Origin of the sequence: Kordia periserrulae (genome assembly GCF_003054265.1) — a bacterium.
Lineage (GTDB): Bacteria > Bacteroidota > Bacteroidia > Flavobacteriales > Flavobacteriaceae > Kordia > Kordia periserrulae.
Map to the genome: position 1 here is coordinate 438988 of NZ_QBKT01000004.1, position 14557 is coordinate 453544.

Consider the following 14557-nt stretch of genomic DNA (forward strand, 5'->3'; position numbering starts at 1 on the left):
GCAATATTTTTGTGAATATTGCGCTTTTTTAGGAGTATTTTAAATATTGTACTCGCTATCTGTCTTTTTTGACTTATTCTGACCAGTAACGTAAGGTCACTACAATGTATCCGTCGCTTCCTACCAAGCTTTGATCTAAGGTAACAATCGCGCTTGACGCACCATCGAAATAACCGTCGTACGCATCAAAACGATACGTTCCTGCTGGAAGGTTTGTAAACGTGTCAAAGTTGTAATAATCCGTGTAGTAGATTTGCCCCGTGTCTTGGTTCGTTGCCGCATAGCCAGGTAATGTTCCTGCTGGTACAGAAGCTCCAGAACGCTCGTCTACCAATTCAATACGAACATTGTAAACCATTGCCAACGATTTTAACGCTGTTGCTTCTGTTTTGATTTCTTTTGCTAGATTGATCTGCGTGTTTAAAAATCCTCTGATTTGGCTGAATAATTGACTAGCCGTATTGCGATTGTTTTGTTGAATTGCCGTAGCCAACTCAGCACTCTTAATACGTACAAAGTCTTCATTTCCTTCAATTTGAGAGGCTTTACTTTGAATGCTTGACGGATCAATGTTGCTGTTTCCTTGCGCTGCACTTCCAATAAAGTAGTTGACTTCGTCGCTGAATTCTTCTACAACTTCCATGCTTACGTCCATCACTTGAAGATAGGTAGACACATCTGGGTTTGGATTGTTGTTTATAAGATAATCAACGGATAAGGTTTTTAAAGCTGCTTTTACACGTTTTGCTTCAATTCGGATCACTTCTGCAGAATCGAACGTTTCGTCTAAATCGTCGATGACAGATTGTTGTGCGTTCATATTTGCTACAAATACAAACAAAAATGCACTTACTAATAAAGTAATTTTTTTCATGGTATGTAATTTATTTTGGTTATGCGGCTAAATTACGACCATAATGTATCTAAATGTTTACTGTTATATTATAAAAATCTTACTATTTCCACTTACTTTTTGAGTTGAAGATGCGTTTTTAGGAAAAAAATTAGATTGGTTTTGCATAAAAAGTGTTGGCGGAAGTGGTGTATTTGCAATAGTTGACATCCATATCCCAAAAATTGATATGATCTAAATTTTCTGCACCGCTTGGTACTAACATGAGCGATGCTTTGCCGTCTACCATATGACGATCTGTAGCTTCATATCTGTTATCTAGTGTTGTATCTAAATAAAATAAGTAATCGTAGACAAAGTTTACATAGTTTGTTTTGGACACTTTGGGAGCGGTTGTCATACTTTCCAAATCAAATTTTTCAAAGTCCGTACTAATGGCGTTTTGAAATTCAATCGCGTTGAGCGGTGTACCATTTAAGGTTGGCATAACATTAAATTGACCATCAATAAAAACCCACTTTTGCAAATCATTTAGGAAAACTTCAGTTGCGACATGACCTGGCGGACGTTTTCGCGTTTTCGCATCAGCAGTTTTTAAATATACCGTTCTTGCTTTAAAACCGAGTGCATTCAATTGGTCGCGCAGTACAATAGCATACGCAAAACAAGGAAATTGTCCGCCTTCCGCTGCTTCTTGCAGAATGGAAATAGCGTCATTTTTTTTAGGTGCGTTGTTTCCGTTGTGCTTCCATCGACTATTCGTCCAATTTAACACATATAACACTTTTTCCTTGTCGGAGGATGCTGTTGCAGGAAGCGTTACCGGAAATGCTTCTTTTAAACTTTCCAAATATTCACTTTTTCCGTGTTGATATTTGATTTGTATGTCTGAATCTGCGGTTTCGTTATACTTAACAAGTGTTGTTTTAAAAGGAACAGCCGTGATAATGGTGTGTGCGAGAAGACTATCGTTGAGTTGCACATAAAAATCTTTGCTGGTATTCACATCAATTTCAAATTCAATACTGTCAATGTCAGTTTTAAATTTGAACGCTGTTTTTGCGGTATAACTTGTAATTTGTAGTGTATCGTGTGCAACTTGCGGCGCAATACTCCAATTTCCTTTGTACCAATCGGAATCTACTTTGTATGCTGTTTCTGTGGAAGTGGCTTTAATGATGGGGATTTCATTTGTCGCGTCTTTTTTTTCTGAAGAACAAGCAGCAAGTATCAATCCTACTACGAAAGTGGCAATGTGATTTTTCATTTGGAAGGTTTTAATGGTGTTCTTTAGAAATAACCCATTTTTTTGAAAATTAGTATTTTCGATATCTACTTTTCTTAAATTCAACCATAAAAAAAGTGAACCGAAGTTCACTTTTTTATATAGCTTTTTTGCTTAAATACTTATACATTAAACAAGAAATGCATCACATCCCCATCATTTACGATATATCCTTTTCCTTCTACTGATAGTTTTCCTGCTTCCTTTACTTTGTTTTCGGTTCCATACTGCACATAATCGTCATATTTGATGACTTCTGCACGGATGAATCCTTTTTCAAAGTCTGTATGAATCACACCAGCCGCTTGTGGTGCTGTAGAACCAATTTTAATCGTCCATGCGCGGACTTCCTTCTCTCCTGCCGTGAAATACGTTTGTAAGTTCAATAATTTATAGGCTGCACGAATCAAACGAGAAACACCAGGCTCTTCCAATCCGATGTCTTCTAAAAACATTTGACGCTCTTCGTAATCTTCCAATTCTGCAATATCCGCTTCCGTTCCTACGGCCAATACAATAATTTCTGCATCTTCATCTTTTACAGCTTCGCGCACTTTATCAACATACGCGTTACCAGATTTTGCCGAAGCTTCATCAACATTACACACATATAAAATTGGTTTTGCAGTCAATAATTGAAAGCCTTTCATTAATTCTTCTTCATCTTCGGTTACCTCAACGGCTCTGGCAGAAACACCTTGTTCTAAGGCGCTTTTGAATTTTTCTAATGTTGCTTGCTCCTTTTGTGCTTCTTTATTTCCTGTTTTAGCAGCTCTTTTAACTTTTTCCAAACGTTTTTCAACCGTTTCTAAATCTTTTAGCTGCAATTCGATATCAATCGTTTCTTTGTCGCGAATGGGATCAACACTTCCATCTACGTGTACAATATTATCATTGTCAAAACAACGCAATACGTGCATGATTGCATTACACTCGCGAATATTGCCTAAGAATTGATTTCCCAAGCCTTCACCTTTACTTGCGCCTCGAACCAATCCTGCGATATCTACAATTTCCACTGTCGCTGGAATCACTCGTTGCGGATTTACCAACTCTTCGAGTTTTTCCAATCGTGGATCAGGGACATTTACGACTCCTAAGTTTGGTTCAATAGTACAAAAAGGAAAGTTTGCACTTTGCGCCTTAGCATTTGATAAACAGTTAAATAAAGTTGATTTTCCTACGTTTGGTAATCCTACAATTCCAGCTTTCATTTTTACGATTCAATTTTAGTGGTGCAAATATAGTTTTTTTGTCGATTTGTTGGTTTGTTTTTTGTTTGATGTTGAATGTTGTATTTTGAATATTGAATTACTCTTTGAAACTTCTCACTACTCATTCGTTATTCGTTATTCGTTATTCGTTATTCGTTATTCGTTATTCGAAAATACTTTTCATTTTACATTTTGCGGTTTTGAATTTTATATTTTTTTGTTGAATGTTAAATTTTGAATTGCTCTTTGAAACTTCTCAATACTCACTACTAACATCTCAATACTAAAAAAGCATTACGGGAAACCACATTGTATATGTGTACGTTTTGTTTTACATTTATGAAAAATAACGGGAAGTTGTTGTGAAATTAGTTTCTGTTATACATACGTTGTAGTGCATTCCCAAAAAAATAAAAATGAATACAAAATCAAAGGAAATAAATGAGCATATTAAATTTGGACTTGACTCTATTGATTCTGAAAAGACAATTGAAATAAAGCTGAAAGATTTTATCTTTATTTATAAAACCTTCGAAGAATTTAATAGATTTTTTCACCAACCAATGCACTATCCAACAATTGAGGACATTGAAATGTATTTAGGAAACAAAGATTCAGGAGCTTTTTCTGTAATAAGTGAGATTTATTATAAAGTATTACCGCAATATTTACCTAAAGAAATTGAAGATAAATTTGGAGAAGAAAACAACCCTTTTGATAAGTCTGAATATCCTTACTATTACAAGGTCAAAAATGACGAAAATATAAATGACGGAACTCAAAATATTACTGACAGAAAATCATTTTATGAATTCGCTCAAAATTTACTGAAAGAATATGAAACCGAAGGACAAAATTGGGAAACTAAAAGAATAGATAGTTTTATTGAAGGAATAGCTTCTTATGCGGAGGATATTGACGGATATTACAAGAATATGAAGTTTGATACAACAGCTGAAACTCCAACTTGGAGAATTTTTGCTCAAATATTGAAAGGAGCAACTGTTTATGAATAAATAACGCACTACAACACGGTGTATAAAACATAACTAATAAGTGTTAAACCGAAAGGTTTGTGTATATTTATAAAGTCTGCCAAATTTTTAATTTGGCTTTTAACTCGTTTGCCGAATTGAAAAACAAAACCCGAATTGAATACGGAATTTAGCAAGTTGCGGAATTGCTCACTCAATCGGAATTGAAAAAATTTGTGGTATAAAATTTAATTAAAAAATGAAAACACAATTAAAATCAATATTAATAAGTGGTTTAGTTGGAGGAATAGTTTATGCTGGAGTTATGGCAGGATTCGATTATTATGATGGAGAAGACTTTAGAATATGGAGATTTGTATTTAACTTTTTGTTTTTTGGAACATTCACAGGGTTTTCAACTCGTTATAGTTTAAAGAAACAATCGGAAAAAGAGAAAAAAGACTAAAATAAAAACAACGAAATGCCAACACCGAGTATAATTTATTGCTAGTAAAGGCTTACTTTCGAAAATCCTCACGAATTTTCTATCGATTTTTATTTTAAAATTAGATAATTAAACACGACACTAATCATACACAAACACGTTGTATGCAAGTTAAAAATCACTCGAATGGAAAAAGATATTTTCGAAAAAAGCTTTATAGAAAAACTAGATAAAAACTTTCTTGAATTAAATAAATATTTTGAATTTAGTTTGGAAATTTTCTGTGAGTTTAACACATTAATATTTGAAATAAACAAATGCTTAATTCTCGAATTTCACAGAGCTACAATAACGTTGACAAACAATTTGCTGGAGCGTCTTTTAAAACTTGCATTAATTAATAATGAGACAGGAATCGTACCAATACCGATTGAAAAATGGAATCAAGTATTCGAAGAACCAAATAGAAAATATGGCTCAATCCCTTTAGGAAATTCAATAGAAAAGTGCAAAAAACTTGGACTTCTATCTGACCAAGAAAAACATTTTCTATTCAATATAATTCGTGAATTAATGAGAAATGGATTCTCTCACGCTGATTCAAGTAAAATCCTTGCTAATTTACCTGACAATTCACCAATGTTTCAAGGAAGCTTGACAAATCCAAATGCGGATTTAAAAGAAGTGGGAATAAATCAAAAAATTATACCGACTTTTCAAGCTTTACAAATGGAGAGCTTTGCTAAAGAAAATGCAAAGGATTATTTTGATTTCGTTTTTCATTTAATTTTTCGAATTGAAGAACGTTTAAAAGAAAAGCAGAAATAAAAAACCAAAATACAGCATCCTCAATTTCCAAAAACAACAACATTCACACAAAAAAATAATATTTTTCTCATAAAAGCCATTTGCTAAAAATAAAAGACGTAAGTTTGTCCCGTTCAAGGTAGAACACCTTTTAATAGTAAGGTAGTATTTAGTAATTAGTCAAAGAGTTTACTCTTCTTTCCTTTTTTATTTCATCATCACTTTATTTTTTAAAAATTAAATAGCATAGTACTCGTGTAGATTTTTAACGAATCAAAGCGAAACATTACCTAATTAATCTACTTGAACAACATTTATTTTTTAACTTAAAGTATATTACAATGCAAGAAGGCACAGTAAAATTTTTCAACAATTCAAAAGGATTCGGATTTATCACATCAAATGACTCAGGTGAGGACATTTTTGTTCACTCAACAGGTTTAGTTGATAATATCAGAGAAGATGACAAAGTTCAATACAAAACTGAACAAGGAAAAAAAGGCTTAAATGCCGTTAATGTTCAAGTTGTTTATTAATGTAAACAAATTTAGAATATAACATTTAAAGAAAGATTGTCTGAAAAGGCAATCTTTTTTTTGTGGTACTTTTTTAATACTTCGATGTGTCTTCGCGAGGAAAAACTACTTCATATTTCCATTGCAAAACAAAAACACCACGCATCATTGTTTGTTTCCTAAAAAATCATATCAATAATTGAAAGATTCAACGCAACAAGAAATCGTTATAAATGATATCTTTGAAGTTGAAGTTGAACTAAAGATTGAAATAACCGAAAAACAGACAACGAAAAAAACAATTCAACACTCAAAATTTCATAAAATGACGCTAGAAATCTGTGCAAACTCCTATCAATCTGCCATACAAGCTGAAACAGCAGGTGCGCAGCGTGTGGAATTGTGCTCCGAATTAGCAGTTGGCGGTATCACTCCTTCGTTCGGATTGCTTAAAAAAGTGATGAATACACTATCGATTCCTGTGCATGTGCTGATTCGTCCTAGAAGTGGCGATTTTACCTATTCAGATGCAGAATTTGACATCATGAAAACGAATATTGAATTGTGTAAAGAACTAGGCTGTGCAGGGATTGTTTCTGGAGTCTTGCATGATGATTTTACAATTGACCTCAAACGAACACAGGAACTCATACAATTATCAAAACCGCTATCATTCACGTTTCATAGAGCATTTGATTGGACACCAAATCCAAAAAAAGCCATCAAAGAAATCATCAGCTTAAATGTGAATCGTGTGCTGACTTCCGGACAAGCAATTGCTGCCGAAAAAGGAATCACATTATTAAAAGAATTAAAAGAGATTGCAAACAACAACTTGATAGTGATGCCTGGCGGCGGTATCAATCCTGAAAATGCAATGCTTTTTAAAGAACATGGTTTCACAGAAATTCACTGTTCGGCAACACAATCACACCAAATGATTCCTACGCCGAAAATTTCTATGAACAGTCAAAAACTCTTGTCAGATACACATATTGCCGTTTCTGATGCTCAAAAAATCAAACAACTACTAGAACGCATTCAAACCAAAAATGACTAAATATTACACACTTTTACTAGCATTGCTCGTATTGAGTTGTGCTAAAAACGACCAACCAACCGTGACGACGCTTCACCAAAACTGGGAATTCAAATCGGCAAAAGACACGATTTGGAATTCGGCAACGGTTCCAGGCAATGTCTATTCAGATTTACTTGCGCACGATAAAATTCCCGATCCGTTTGTTGGTTCCAATGAATTGAATGTACAATGGGTTCCTACGCACGATTGGGAATACAAAACTACTTTCACGCTTGACGAAAAAACACTCAAAACATCAAATATCGAGCTTACTTTTGAAGGCTTAGACACCTACGCCGACATTTACCTCAACGATTCGTTACTCGGCAAAACCAACAATGCCTTCCGAACATGGACATTTGACATAAAACCTTTCGCCAAAAAAGACAACGCCATGTATATCCGTTTTTTTAAAACGAGTATTCATGAGGAAAAAGAAGCTGGCAAATTGGATTATGTACTGCCGCCAGGACCGAGAGTATTCACCCGAAAAGCACAATTTCAGTACGGTTGGGATTGGGGACCAATTGTAAACACGTCTGGAATATGGAAACCTATCAAAATCACGTCGTGGAATGATGTGAAGCTGGACGATGTATTTTTTAAGCAAGAATCGCTCACAGATTCCCTAGCTTCCATCAGTGTAGAATATACCATTACAGCCAATAAAGATGAAGAAAATGCTTCGTTTGAAGTAAAAAATAAGGAGTTCACGCATACGGTTGAATTCCCAGTTTATAAAGGCACACATACCTACGCCACGCGTATCCGAATTCAAAATCCGAAACGTTGGTGGACATTTAATTTGGGTGAACCACATTTATATACGTTTGAAACCACACTCAAACAAGGAAACGACACAAAAGGACAGCAAAACGTTAAGGTCGGACTGCGAACAATTGAACTGATTCGTGACAAAGATTCGTTGGGCGAAACCTTTTTCTTTAAGCTAAATGGCGTGCCTGTATTTATGAAAGGCGCCAATTACATTCCGCAACACAGCATGCAAAACAAAGTGACGGATGCCCATTACGAAAAGCTCTTAAACGATACAAAAAACGCCAATATGAACATGTTACGCGTTTGGGGCGGCGGGATTTATGAAAATGATATTTTTTACGAATTGTGTGATGAAAAAGGAATATTAGTGTGGCAAGATTTTATGTTTGCTTGCGCGATGTATCCTGGAGATAAAGCCTTTTTAGAAAACGTACAACAAGAAGCAATTGACCAAGTAAAGCGTTTGCGAAAACATGCATCATTAGCACTTTGGTGTGGAAACAATGAAAATAACGAAGCGTGGCATCGTTGGGGCTGGCAGACAGACAAAACGGAAGCGCAGAAAAAGCAAATTTGGGACGATTATATCAAAGTATTTAACCGAATTCTACCAGAAACGGTTGCGAAATACAATCCGTCGATTGATTATTGGGAAAGTTCACCAAGTTATGGACGTGGCAATCCGAAGTTTCAATTTGAAGGCGATGCACACGATTGGGGCGTTTGGCACGATGCCTTACCTTTTGAACGTTTTGAAGAAAAAGTACCGCGTTTTATGAGCGAATTTGGGTTTCAGTCCTTTCCGTCGTATGAAGCTATCAGAGCATTTACGGGAGAAGATAGCATCAGCATCAATCATGATAGTTATATTACGCATCAAAAGCATCCGAGAGGTTTCAATTTGATTCGTGAATACATGGCGCGTGATTATCCTGTCCCGACTTCAGGCGATGATTATGTATATATGAGCCAACTCACCCAAGCCAAAGGAATGACGATGGGCATGGAAGCCGAACGTCGTGCCATGCCGTATTGCATGGGAAGTTTGTATTGGCAATTGAACGATTGTTGGCCTGTCGTTTCATGGTCGAGTATTGATTTTATGGGCAATTGGAAAGCCTTGCATTACAAAGCCAAAAAATCGTTTGAAGATGTGTTGATTTCCTCTATTGTGGAGAATGATACCATCAACACCTATATTGTTTCTGATAAATTACAAGCTTTGGAAGGTGATTTTACGCTGACATTTTTAGATTTTAACGGGAAAAGCATCTTGAGTAAAAAGCAAAAATTGACAATTCCTGCCAATACCAGTCAGTTAGTAGTCAAAACCGCACTGCCTGACATAAACGAAAAACCAGAAAATTACGTAATGAAAGCTGTCTTCGACTACGCTTCAAGTTCAAGTTCAAGTTCAGTTTCAGTTTCAACTTCAAGTTCGCTATTTTATGTTTCACGACCAAAAGATTTGAAATTACCCGAAGAAAACATCTCCACGAAAGTGAACAATACTAACAAGGGATTTTCGATAGAAGTATCTGCCAAAACACTACAAAAAGATGTGTTTTTATACACCAAAGCCAAAGGACATTTTTCAGATAATTTCTTCGATGTATTACCCAATCAAACCGTAACCATCACATTTACAACTAACGCAGAAAATATTGATGATTTGGCGTTTAAAACCTTGAATAACATAAAAAATAACTCAGCACTAGCATACTAATTACGTAATTCTTTTAACAAATTACTTTTTTTATGTATCTTTTGATTCTTTCCCTCATTGTATAGCTAGACACAAATCTTAGAGTGTCTTAAAAACAATCTAAGTTAACTTATTTTAATTGCTATAAATTATGAAAAAAAGAATTTTAAAAAGATGCATTGCTATTGCAAGTTTTGCATTGGCACTTGTGTTTGTAAATTGTACAAAAGATGATTTTCAAGAATCTGAATTACAAGAATTCACCTTAAAAATTACTCCTGTAGTTGAAAAAATCCTACAAATGGGATTCAAACTTGAAGATATTAAGGAAATAGATAATTTCTATATTGTACAAGGAGATATTGCTTTTTCAAAAAGTATTCAGGATGATAATACAAAGAATGAACTTTACGCAAAAAATAGTACACCTTCATCACGCATGTTACAACCAGCAGGAAGTTATGCGCATTCTGACGAATTGATAAGCGGCTTAAATGTGCAAGATATTACGATTTATTCTGAAATATCCACCCTAACTTTTGGAGATCCTTGGAATGACGCCATTAACAATGCTATTTATGAATGGAATAGCAGTAATAGTTGTGTTAATTTTCGACAAATTAGCTCTCCTTCAAATGCAGATATCACGATTAGAAATACCACAAACAGTAGCCTTTTTGGTTATGCGGAATTTCCTGTAAACGGAAATACTGCTCCCGTTTTATGGATTAATGCAAATTACAATAATGGTAACACTAGTAGTTCAGATAAAACCAATATTTTGATGCATGAATTAGGACATGCGCTAGGTTTTATTCATGTTGATCAAACAAGTTCCGTTGGTGGCTACAATCCTTTCTTACCTTCGTTAAGCACACAAGGTTCTGTTATGATATCGGGTGTAAGTAATATTTTAAATAGAGCTCCCGTTTTAACAACCAATGACAAACTTGCCGTAGAATATTTATATGATCCTAACAATAATTGTGAACGTTCAATAACAACAAATAGTGGCACAATTAATGGTCCTTCGTCTATATGTAGAAACTCTTCCTCAAGTACATATACTTGGAGTGGAACTGGAACTATTGACGACTGGACAGGAACCAATCTGACCTTAACAAATGAAACAGGAAGTTCTGTAACAGTATCAACCTCAAGTGGCAGTTCTTCTGGAACATTACAAGCCATACAAAATGGAAACATTGTAGCCTCAAAAGTGATTCAAATAAATTCAGGACCAAATATATCTGGTGCTTCAATTGATGGTCCAAACAGCATGAATACTGGCCCTTTTTACAGTGAATTATTTTATGTTAGTAATGTAAGCAGTGGCAGTTATACGAGTGCGACATGGACAATTTACAGCTTTACCTTCCAAAATGCGATTCAATATTTCCAAATTGATTCTCCAGCAGGAAATAATCCGTTAAATGCTATTGTAACAGCTAATAGTGCAACTCCATCAGGAACATATACTATTGCTTGTAATATCAGTGATAACTGTGGAACATCAATAGTTACAAAAACATTTACTGTTAACTAGTCATTTAAAATTATAAATAAATTAAAAGATAGCCCGTTTTTTCAATCGGGCTTTCTTTATTAGTGCAATTTGAAATGAAAAACCTTGAATGGAATTCAAAGAAAAGTATCTTTGTAATTATGAAAAAATCAATTTTTATTGCTTTAATAGTCTTTACGAGCATTATTTCCTGCACCACACAACCCAAAGCCGAAGCGTTGATAGGAAAATATACTTTTGAATTGCTCCAAAAAATGGACACGCTTTCGCAAGAGGAATTTAATTCACATTTTATTAGTTTAGCCGAATTGCGTGAGTTTGCAAAAGACACGACAATTGAAGAAACTTTCAGATTTGCTATTAAAAATGTTTCAAAAGAAACCCACAACATACGATTGCAACAAGCCTACGAAATGATTAAAGAATCTGGGAAGCGTTTTAAAATTGATTGGTCGGCAATTACCTTTAAAGAATATCCGTATACCGAACGTGACGAAAGTGGCGTTACTTTTCAAGATGGTTTTGTGGCTTTTGATTTTAATGATAAAAAGTTTGTGACCAAAATAGTTTCTCTAACTTTTAAAAATGAGCAACGTTTGTTTAATTTGTCGAATATTGAACCTGTACGAAAGCAATAATTCTATCTCATGAAAAAAATATACTTTCTAATTCTAATCAGTTTTGCTAGTTTTTTTGTTGCATGCGAATCGAATTATATTTCGCATCAAAACGTAGGCAAACATGTTTTTGAGACCTTACAAACACTTGATACGTTGCCAAAAGAAGCTTTTTATACCAAATTTGTTTCGTTAAAGGAACTTAAAAATATGGTACAAAACATCAAAGAAGGCGATAAATTGATTCCTAAAATTGCCGAAATGACCAACGAAGCGTATCAGGCTGATCTTAGTGATATTTATGATAACATCATTGTAGATTCAGCGAACAACTATATTCGTTGGGAAAATACAGAATTTGTCGATTACAAATACCAAACTTCCCGAAACCGAAGTATGACACTCAATTATGGAACCTTATTTTTTAAGCATAACGAAGAAGATTTTAGCGTCGGCGTGTATTGGATTACCGATTTAAATACTTCTGGATTGCTCGGTTTGGGCGGATTGCAGCGCGTGGAATAGTTTGTTCGTATTTGACGAAAAACTTTGCTATTTAACGTGAGTTCGATATAACTATTTTACTATGTCGCTAACTCACGTTAATTTAATATATCTACACATTATAAATTACGAATAAAAACGCTAGAAACGTTTTCACTCCTGCGTTAACCATTTTGGCGTTGCTTTCGGAACAAAGTTTTTCATACGCTGCAATAATTTAGAAATGTCCGTTTCTATAATCAACATGTTGAAGTTTTCTTCTTTTAAGAGTTTTTTCCGCATCATCGTATGCATCATGGCAATGAGTTCGTCATAGTAACCATTGCTGTTCAATATTGCTACAGGATGTGTTATTTGTGCCAATTGCAAAGCCGTAATTACCTCAAAAAGTTCTTCCATCGTACCAAATCCGCCAGGCAATGCTATAAAACCTTCGGCAAGTGATATCATTTTAAGTTTGCGCTCTACCATGGTTTCTGTAATGTGCAATTCGGTGATATTGGTATGCGCGACTTCTTTTGTTTTTAAAAATGCTGGAATCACACCTATCACTTCTCCTCCATGCTCCAACACCGCATTCGCAACCGTTCCCATAATGCCAATTTTAGAACCGCCATAAATCATCGTAATGTTTTCTTTGGCGAGTTGCTTTCCCAATTCGGCAGCATCCGCCACGATTTTTGAATCGTTTCCTAAACTACTTCCGCAATAAATAGCAATACTTTTCATGTTTGTTGTTGATGTTATTTGTTTTTCGTTTACACTGAGCTTGTCGAAGTATTTTTCGTTTGGCATGACTGATAATTCAAGAAATATCCGCTTTTAGCATTCGGTCTACGCCGAATATATCTTTTCGCAATTCAATATGTTGAAATTGCTTTTCTTCCAACAAAGCTATCATTTCTTGTCCTAAATACTGATTGATTTCAAAATACAAACTACCCTCCGTTTTTAAATGTTGCATCGCGAGATTGGCAATTGTATCATAAAAAATCAACGGATTGTCATCTTCTACAAACAATGCAGTTTCTGGCTCGTATTCCAATACATTTTTGCGCATTTCTGCCTTTTCCAAATTACGTACATACGGCGGATTCGACACGATAATGTCAAACTGCAAATCAGCTTCATCAAACACGTTCAAATCTTGTAATGACAATACATCCGCTTGCGTAAATTCGATAGAAACATTGTTGTTTTCCGCATTTTTTTGAGCAATTTGTAACGCTTCCGCAGAAATATCTAAGGCAAAAACTTTCGCAGTAGGAAGTTCAGTTTTTAAAGCAATCGGAATACAACCGCTTCCTGTGCCAATATCTAAAATACAGAGGTTTTTATTGTTAGCTTTTTTCGCTTTCTCTAAAATGAATGTCACCAATTCTTCCGTTTCTGGGCGTGGAATTAAGGTGTGTTCATTCACCAAAAAATCAAGACCATAAAAATGTGCTGTTCCCAGGATATGCTGAATCGGTTTTTCGAGTTTTAATTCGCTCAACGCTGCAAACATAGGCGTTTCTTGTTCTTTGGTAATTGTGAAATCAGGCGTTAATGCTAAGGCAAATCGTTTTACTCCAAAATAACTTTCGGTTAGCATAAAAAAGAAACTATCTACTTCGTTTTTACCGTAGATGTCGTCTAACTCTTTGTGAAATATGTCTTGTATATCTTTTAGTAACAAGTTTTGTTTTTTGTTTTTTGTTATTCGTCTACACTGAGCCTGCCGAAGTGTTGTTTATTGGAAACACCTAAAACCTAAAACCTAACACCTACAACTCCTTCAACATCCAAACATCGCAAGAATAGTGTCCGGTTTCTCCAATCGGCTTATCTAAATGTTTAAATCCGAAGTCTTCGTATATATGTATGGCAGCTTTAAATTTTGGCGAAGATTCTATATAACACTGTGTGTAACCAAATGCTTTTGCGGCTTCCAAACATTTTGCAAATAACTTTTTACCGTAGCCTTTTCCTCTGGTTTTGGAGAAAAAATACATTTTTTGCAATTCGCATATATTGTCGTGATTGTCGCGCAATTGTTTAATTCCCGCGCCACCGAGTACTTCTCCATCTTCTTCAATCACATAATATACTTCGCGTTCGCCTTGATAGGCTTCGTACATTGCGTCTGTTTCAGGGTCTTCGTACGCTGTGCCAACTTTTGGCATGTCAAACTCAGGAATCACTGAGCGAATGCAGGCTGCTATTGTTGCGTTGTCTTTAGGTTGTATTTCTCTGATAATCATATGTTTTAA

15 protein-coding genes are annotated in these 14557 nt (G+C 35.1%); 9 read left to right on the forward strand and 6 right to left on the reverse strand.

Annotation, left to right across the window (positions count from 1 at the left end; genetic code table 11):
- Positions 1–73: 73 nt before the first annotated feature.
- The 3 genes from C8N46_RS10800 to ychF all read right to left on the reverse strand — a co-directional run bounded on the left by C8N46_RS10800 (position 74) and on the right by ychF (position 3352).
- Positions 74–874: a hypothetical protein gene (locus C8N46_RS10800; RefSeq protein ID WP_108114903.1), complete on the reverse strand. Its 801-nt coding sequence runs from the start codon at positions 872–874 to the stop codon at positions 74–76.
- Positions 875–1004: 130 nt separating this feature from the next.
- A complete protein-coding gene (locus C8N46_RS10805) occupies positions 1005–2120 on the reverse strand; it encodes a transglutaminase domain-containing protein (RefSeq protein WP_146169797.1) in 1116 nt (371 codons plus the stop codon).
- A gap of 140 nt (positions 2121–2260) precedes the next feature.
- Positions 2261–3352 carry a redox-regulated ATPase YchF gene (gene ychF, locus C8N46_RS10810; protein ID WP_108114905.1) on the reverse strand — a complete coding sequence of 364 codons (1092 nt, stop codon included), beginning with the start codon at positions 3350–3352 and terminating at the stop codon, positions 2261–2263.
- Positions 3353–3768: 416 nt separating this feature from the next.
- Between ychF and C8N46_RS10815 the strand changes: the two genes are divergently transcribed.
- The 9 genes from C8N46_RS10815 to C8N46_RS10855 all read left to right on the forward strand — a co-directional run bounded on the left by C8N46_RS10815 (position 3769) and on the right by C8N46_RS10855 (position 12326).
- On the forward strand, positions 3769–4368 hold the full coding sequence (locus C8N46_RS10815; RefSeq protein WP_108114906.1) for a DUF7660 family protein: 600 nt from the start codon (positions 3769–3771) through the stop codon (positions 4366–4368).
- 217 nt (positions 4369–4585) lie between these two features.
- Entirely contained in the window at positions 4586–4792 is a 207-nt protein-coding gene (locus C8N46_RS10820; protein WP_108114907.1) for a hypothetical protein, read from the forward strand.
- A 165-nt stretch (positions 4793–4957) separates the two neighbouring features.
- Positions 4958–5599, forward strand: a complete 642-nt coding sequence (locus C8N46_RS10825) for a hypothetical protein (protein ID WP_108114908.1) — start codon at positions 4958–4960, stop codon at positions 5597–5599.
- Positions 5600–5919: 320 nt separating this feature from the next.
- On the forward strand, positions 5920–6114 hold the full coding sequence (locus tag C8N46_RS10830; protein WP_108114909.1) for a cold-shock protein: 195 nt from the start codon (positions 5920–5922) through the stop codon (positions 6112–6114).
- Between the two features lie 304 nt (positions 6115–6418).
- Positions 6419–7153 (forward strand): copper homeostasis protein CutC, encoded by a 735-nt coding sequence (locus C8N46_RS10835; RefSeq protein WP_108114980.1) that lies wholly within the window; start codon positions 6419–6421, stop codon positions 7151–7153.
- Positions 7146–9680, forward strand: coding sequence for a beta-mannosidase (locus tag C8N46_RS10840; protein WP_108114910.1), 2535 nt, complete (start codon positions 7146–7148; stop codon positions 9678–9680). The genes C8N46_RS10835 and C8N46_RS10840 overlap by 8 nt, the downstream gene beginning before the upstream one ends.
- Positions 9681–9960: 280 nt before the next feature.
- Positions 9961–11205, forward strand: a complete 1245-nt coding sequence (locus tag C8N46_RS10845; RefSeq protein ID WP_158269135.1) for a M57 family metalloprotease — start codon at positions 9961–9963, stop codon at positions 11203–11205.
- Between the two features lie 119 nt (positions 11206–11324).
- Complete coding sequence (locus C8N46_RS10850; protein WP_146169798.1) at positions 11325–11822, forward strand: hypothetical protein; 498 nt, start codon at positions 11325–11327, stop codon at positions 11820–11822.
- A 9-nt stretch (positions 11823–11831) separates the two neighbouring features.
- The gene (locus C8N46_RS10855; protein WP_108114913.1) at positions 11832–12326 is read left to right on the forward strand and encodes a hypothetical protein; all 495 of its coding nucleotides are present in this window, start codon (positions 11832–11834) and stop codon (positions 12324–12326) included.
- A gap of 132 nt (positions 12327–12458) precedes the next feature.
- On the opposite strand, the gene C8N46_RS10860 is transcribed toward C8N46_RS10855, so the two are convergent.
- From C8N46_RS10860 to C8N46_RS10870, 3 genes are all read right to left on the reverse strand, one after another.
- Positions 12459–13034: an LOG family protein gene (locus C8N46_RS10860; protein ID WP_108114981.1), complete on the reverse strand. Its 576-nt coding sequence runs from the start codon at positions 13032–13034 to the stop codon at positions 12459–12461.
- A gap of 76 nt (positions 13035–13110) precedes the next feature.
- A complete protein-coding gene (gene prmC, locus C8N46_RS10865) occupies positions 13111–13983 on the reverse strand; it encodes a peptide chain release factor N(5)-glutamine methyltransferase (RefSeq protein ID WP_108114914.1) in 873 nt (290 codons plus the stop codon).
- An 88-nt stretch (positions 13984–14071) separates the two neighbouring features.
- A complete protein-coding gene (locus C8N46_RS10870; protein ID WP_108114915.1) occupies positions 14072–14548 on the reverse strand; it encodes a GNAT family N-acetyltransferase in 477 nt (158 codons plus the stop codon).
- Between the last annotated feature and the right edge of the window lie 9 nt (positions 14549–14557).

Excerpts from the sequence above, each read along its gene's own strand:
- C8N46_RS10800 (WP_108114903.1), bottom strand. The coding sequence starts at position 874 with ATGAAAAAAATTACTTTATTAGTAAGTGCATTTTTGTTTGTATTTGTA.
- C8N46_RS10805 (WP_146169797.1), bottom strand. The coding sequence starts at position 2,120 with ATGAAAAATCACATTGCCACTTTCGTAGTAGGATTGATACTTGCTGCT.
- ychF (WP_108114905.1), bottom strand. The coding sequence starts at position 3,352 with ATGAAAGCTGGAATTGTAGGATTACCAAACGTAGGAAAATCAACTTTA.
- C8N46_RS10815 (WP_108114906.1), top strand. The coding sequence starts at position 3,769 with ATGAATACAAAATCAAAGGAAATAAATGAGCATATTAAATTTGGACTT.
- C8N46_RS10820 (WP_108114907.1), top strand. The coding sequence starts at position 4,586 with ATGAAAACACAATTAAAATCAATATTAATAAGTGGTTTAGTTGGAGGA.
- C8N46_RS10825 (WP_108114908.1), top strand. The coding sequence starts at position 4,958 with ATGGAAAAAGATATTTTCGAAAAAAGCTTTATAGAAAAACTAGATAAA.
- C8N46_RS10830 (WP_108114909.1), top strand. The coding sequence starts at position 5,920 with ATGCAAGAAGGCACAGTAAAATTTTTCAACAATTCAAAAGGATTCGGA.
- C8N46_RS10835 (WP_108114980.1), top strand. The coding sequence starts at position 6,419 with ATGACGCTAGAAATCTGTGCAAACTCCTATCAATCTGCCATACAAGCT.
- C8N46_RS10840 (WP_108114910.1), top strand. The coding sequence starts at position 7,146 with ATGACTAAATATTACACACTTTTACTAGCATTGCTCGTATTGAGTTGT.
- C8N46_RS10845 (WP_158269135.1), top strand. The coding sequence starts at position 9,961 with ATGGGATTCAAACTTGAAGATATTAAGGAAATAGATAATTTCTATATT.
- C8N46_RS10850 (WP_146169798.1), top strand. The coding sequence starts at position 11,325 with ATGAAAAAATCAATTTTTATTGCTTTAATAGTCTTTACGAGCATTATT.
- C8N46_RS10855 (WP_108114913.1), top strand. The coding sequence starts at position 11,832 with ATGAAAAAAATATACTTTCTAATTCTAATCAGTTTTGCTAGTTTTTTT.
- C8N46_RS10860 (WP_108114981.1), bottom strand. The coding sequence starts at position 13,034 with ATGAAAAGTATTGCTATTTATTGCGGAAGTAGTTTAGGAAACGATTCA.
- C8N46_RS10870 (WP_108114915.1), bottom strand. The coding sequence starts at position 14,548 with ATGATTATCAGAGAAATACAACCTAAAGACAACGCAACAATAGCAGCC.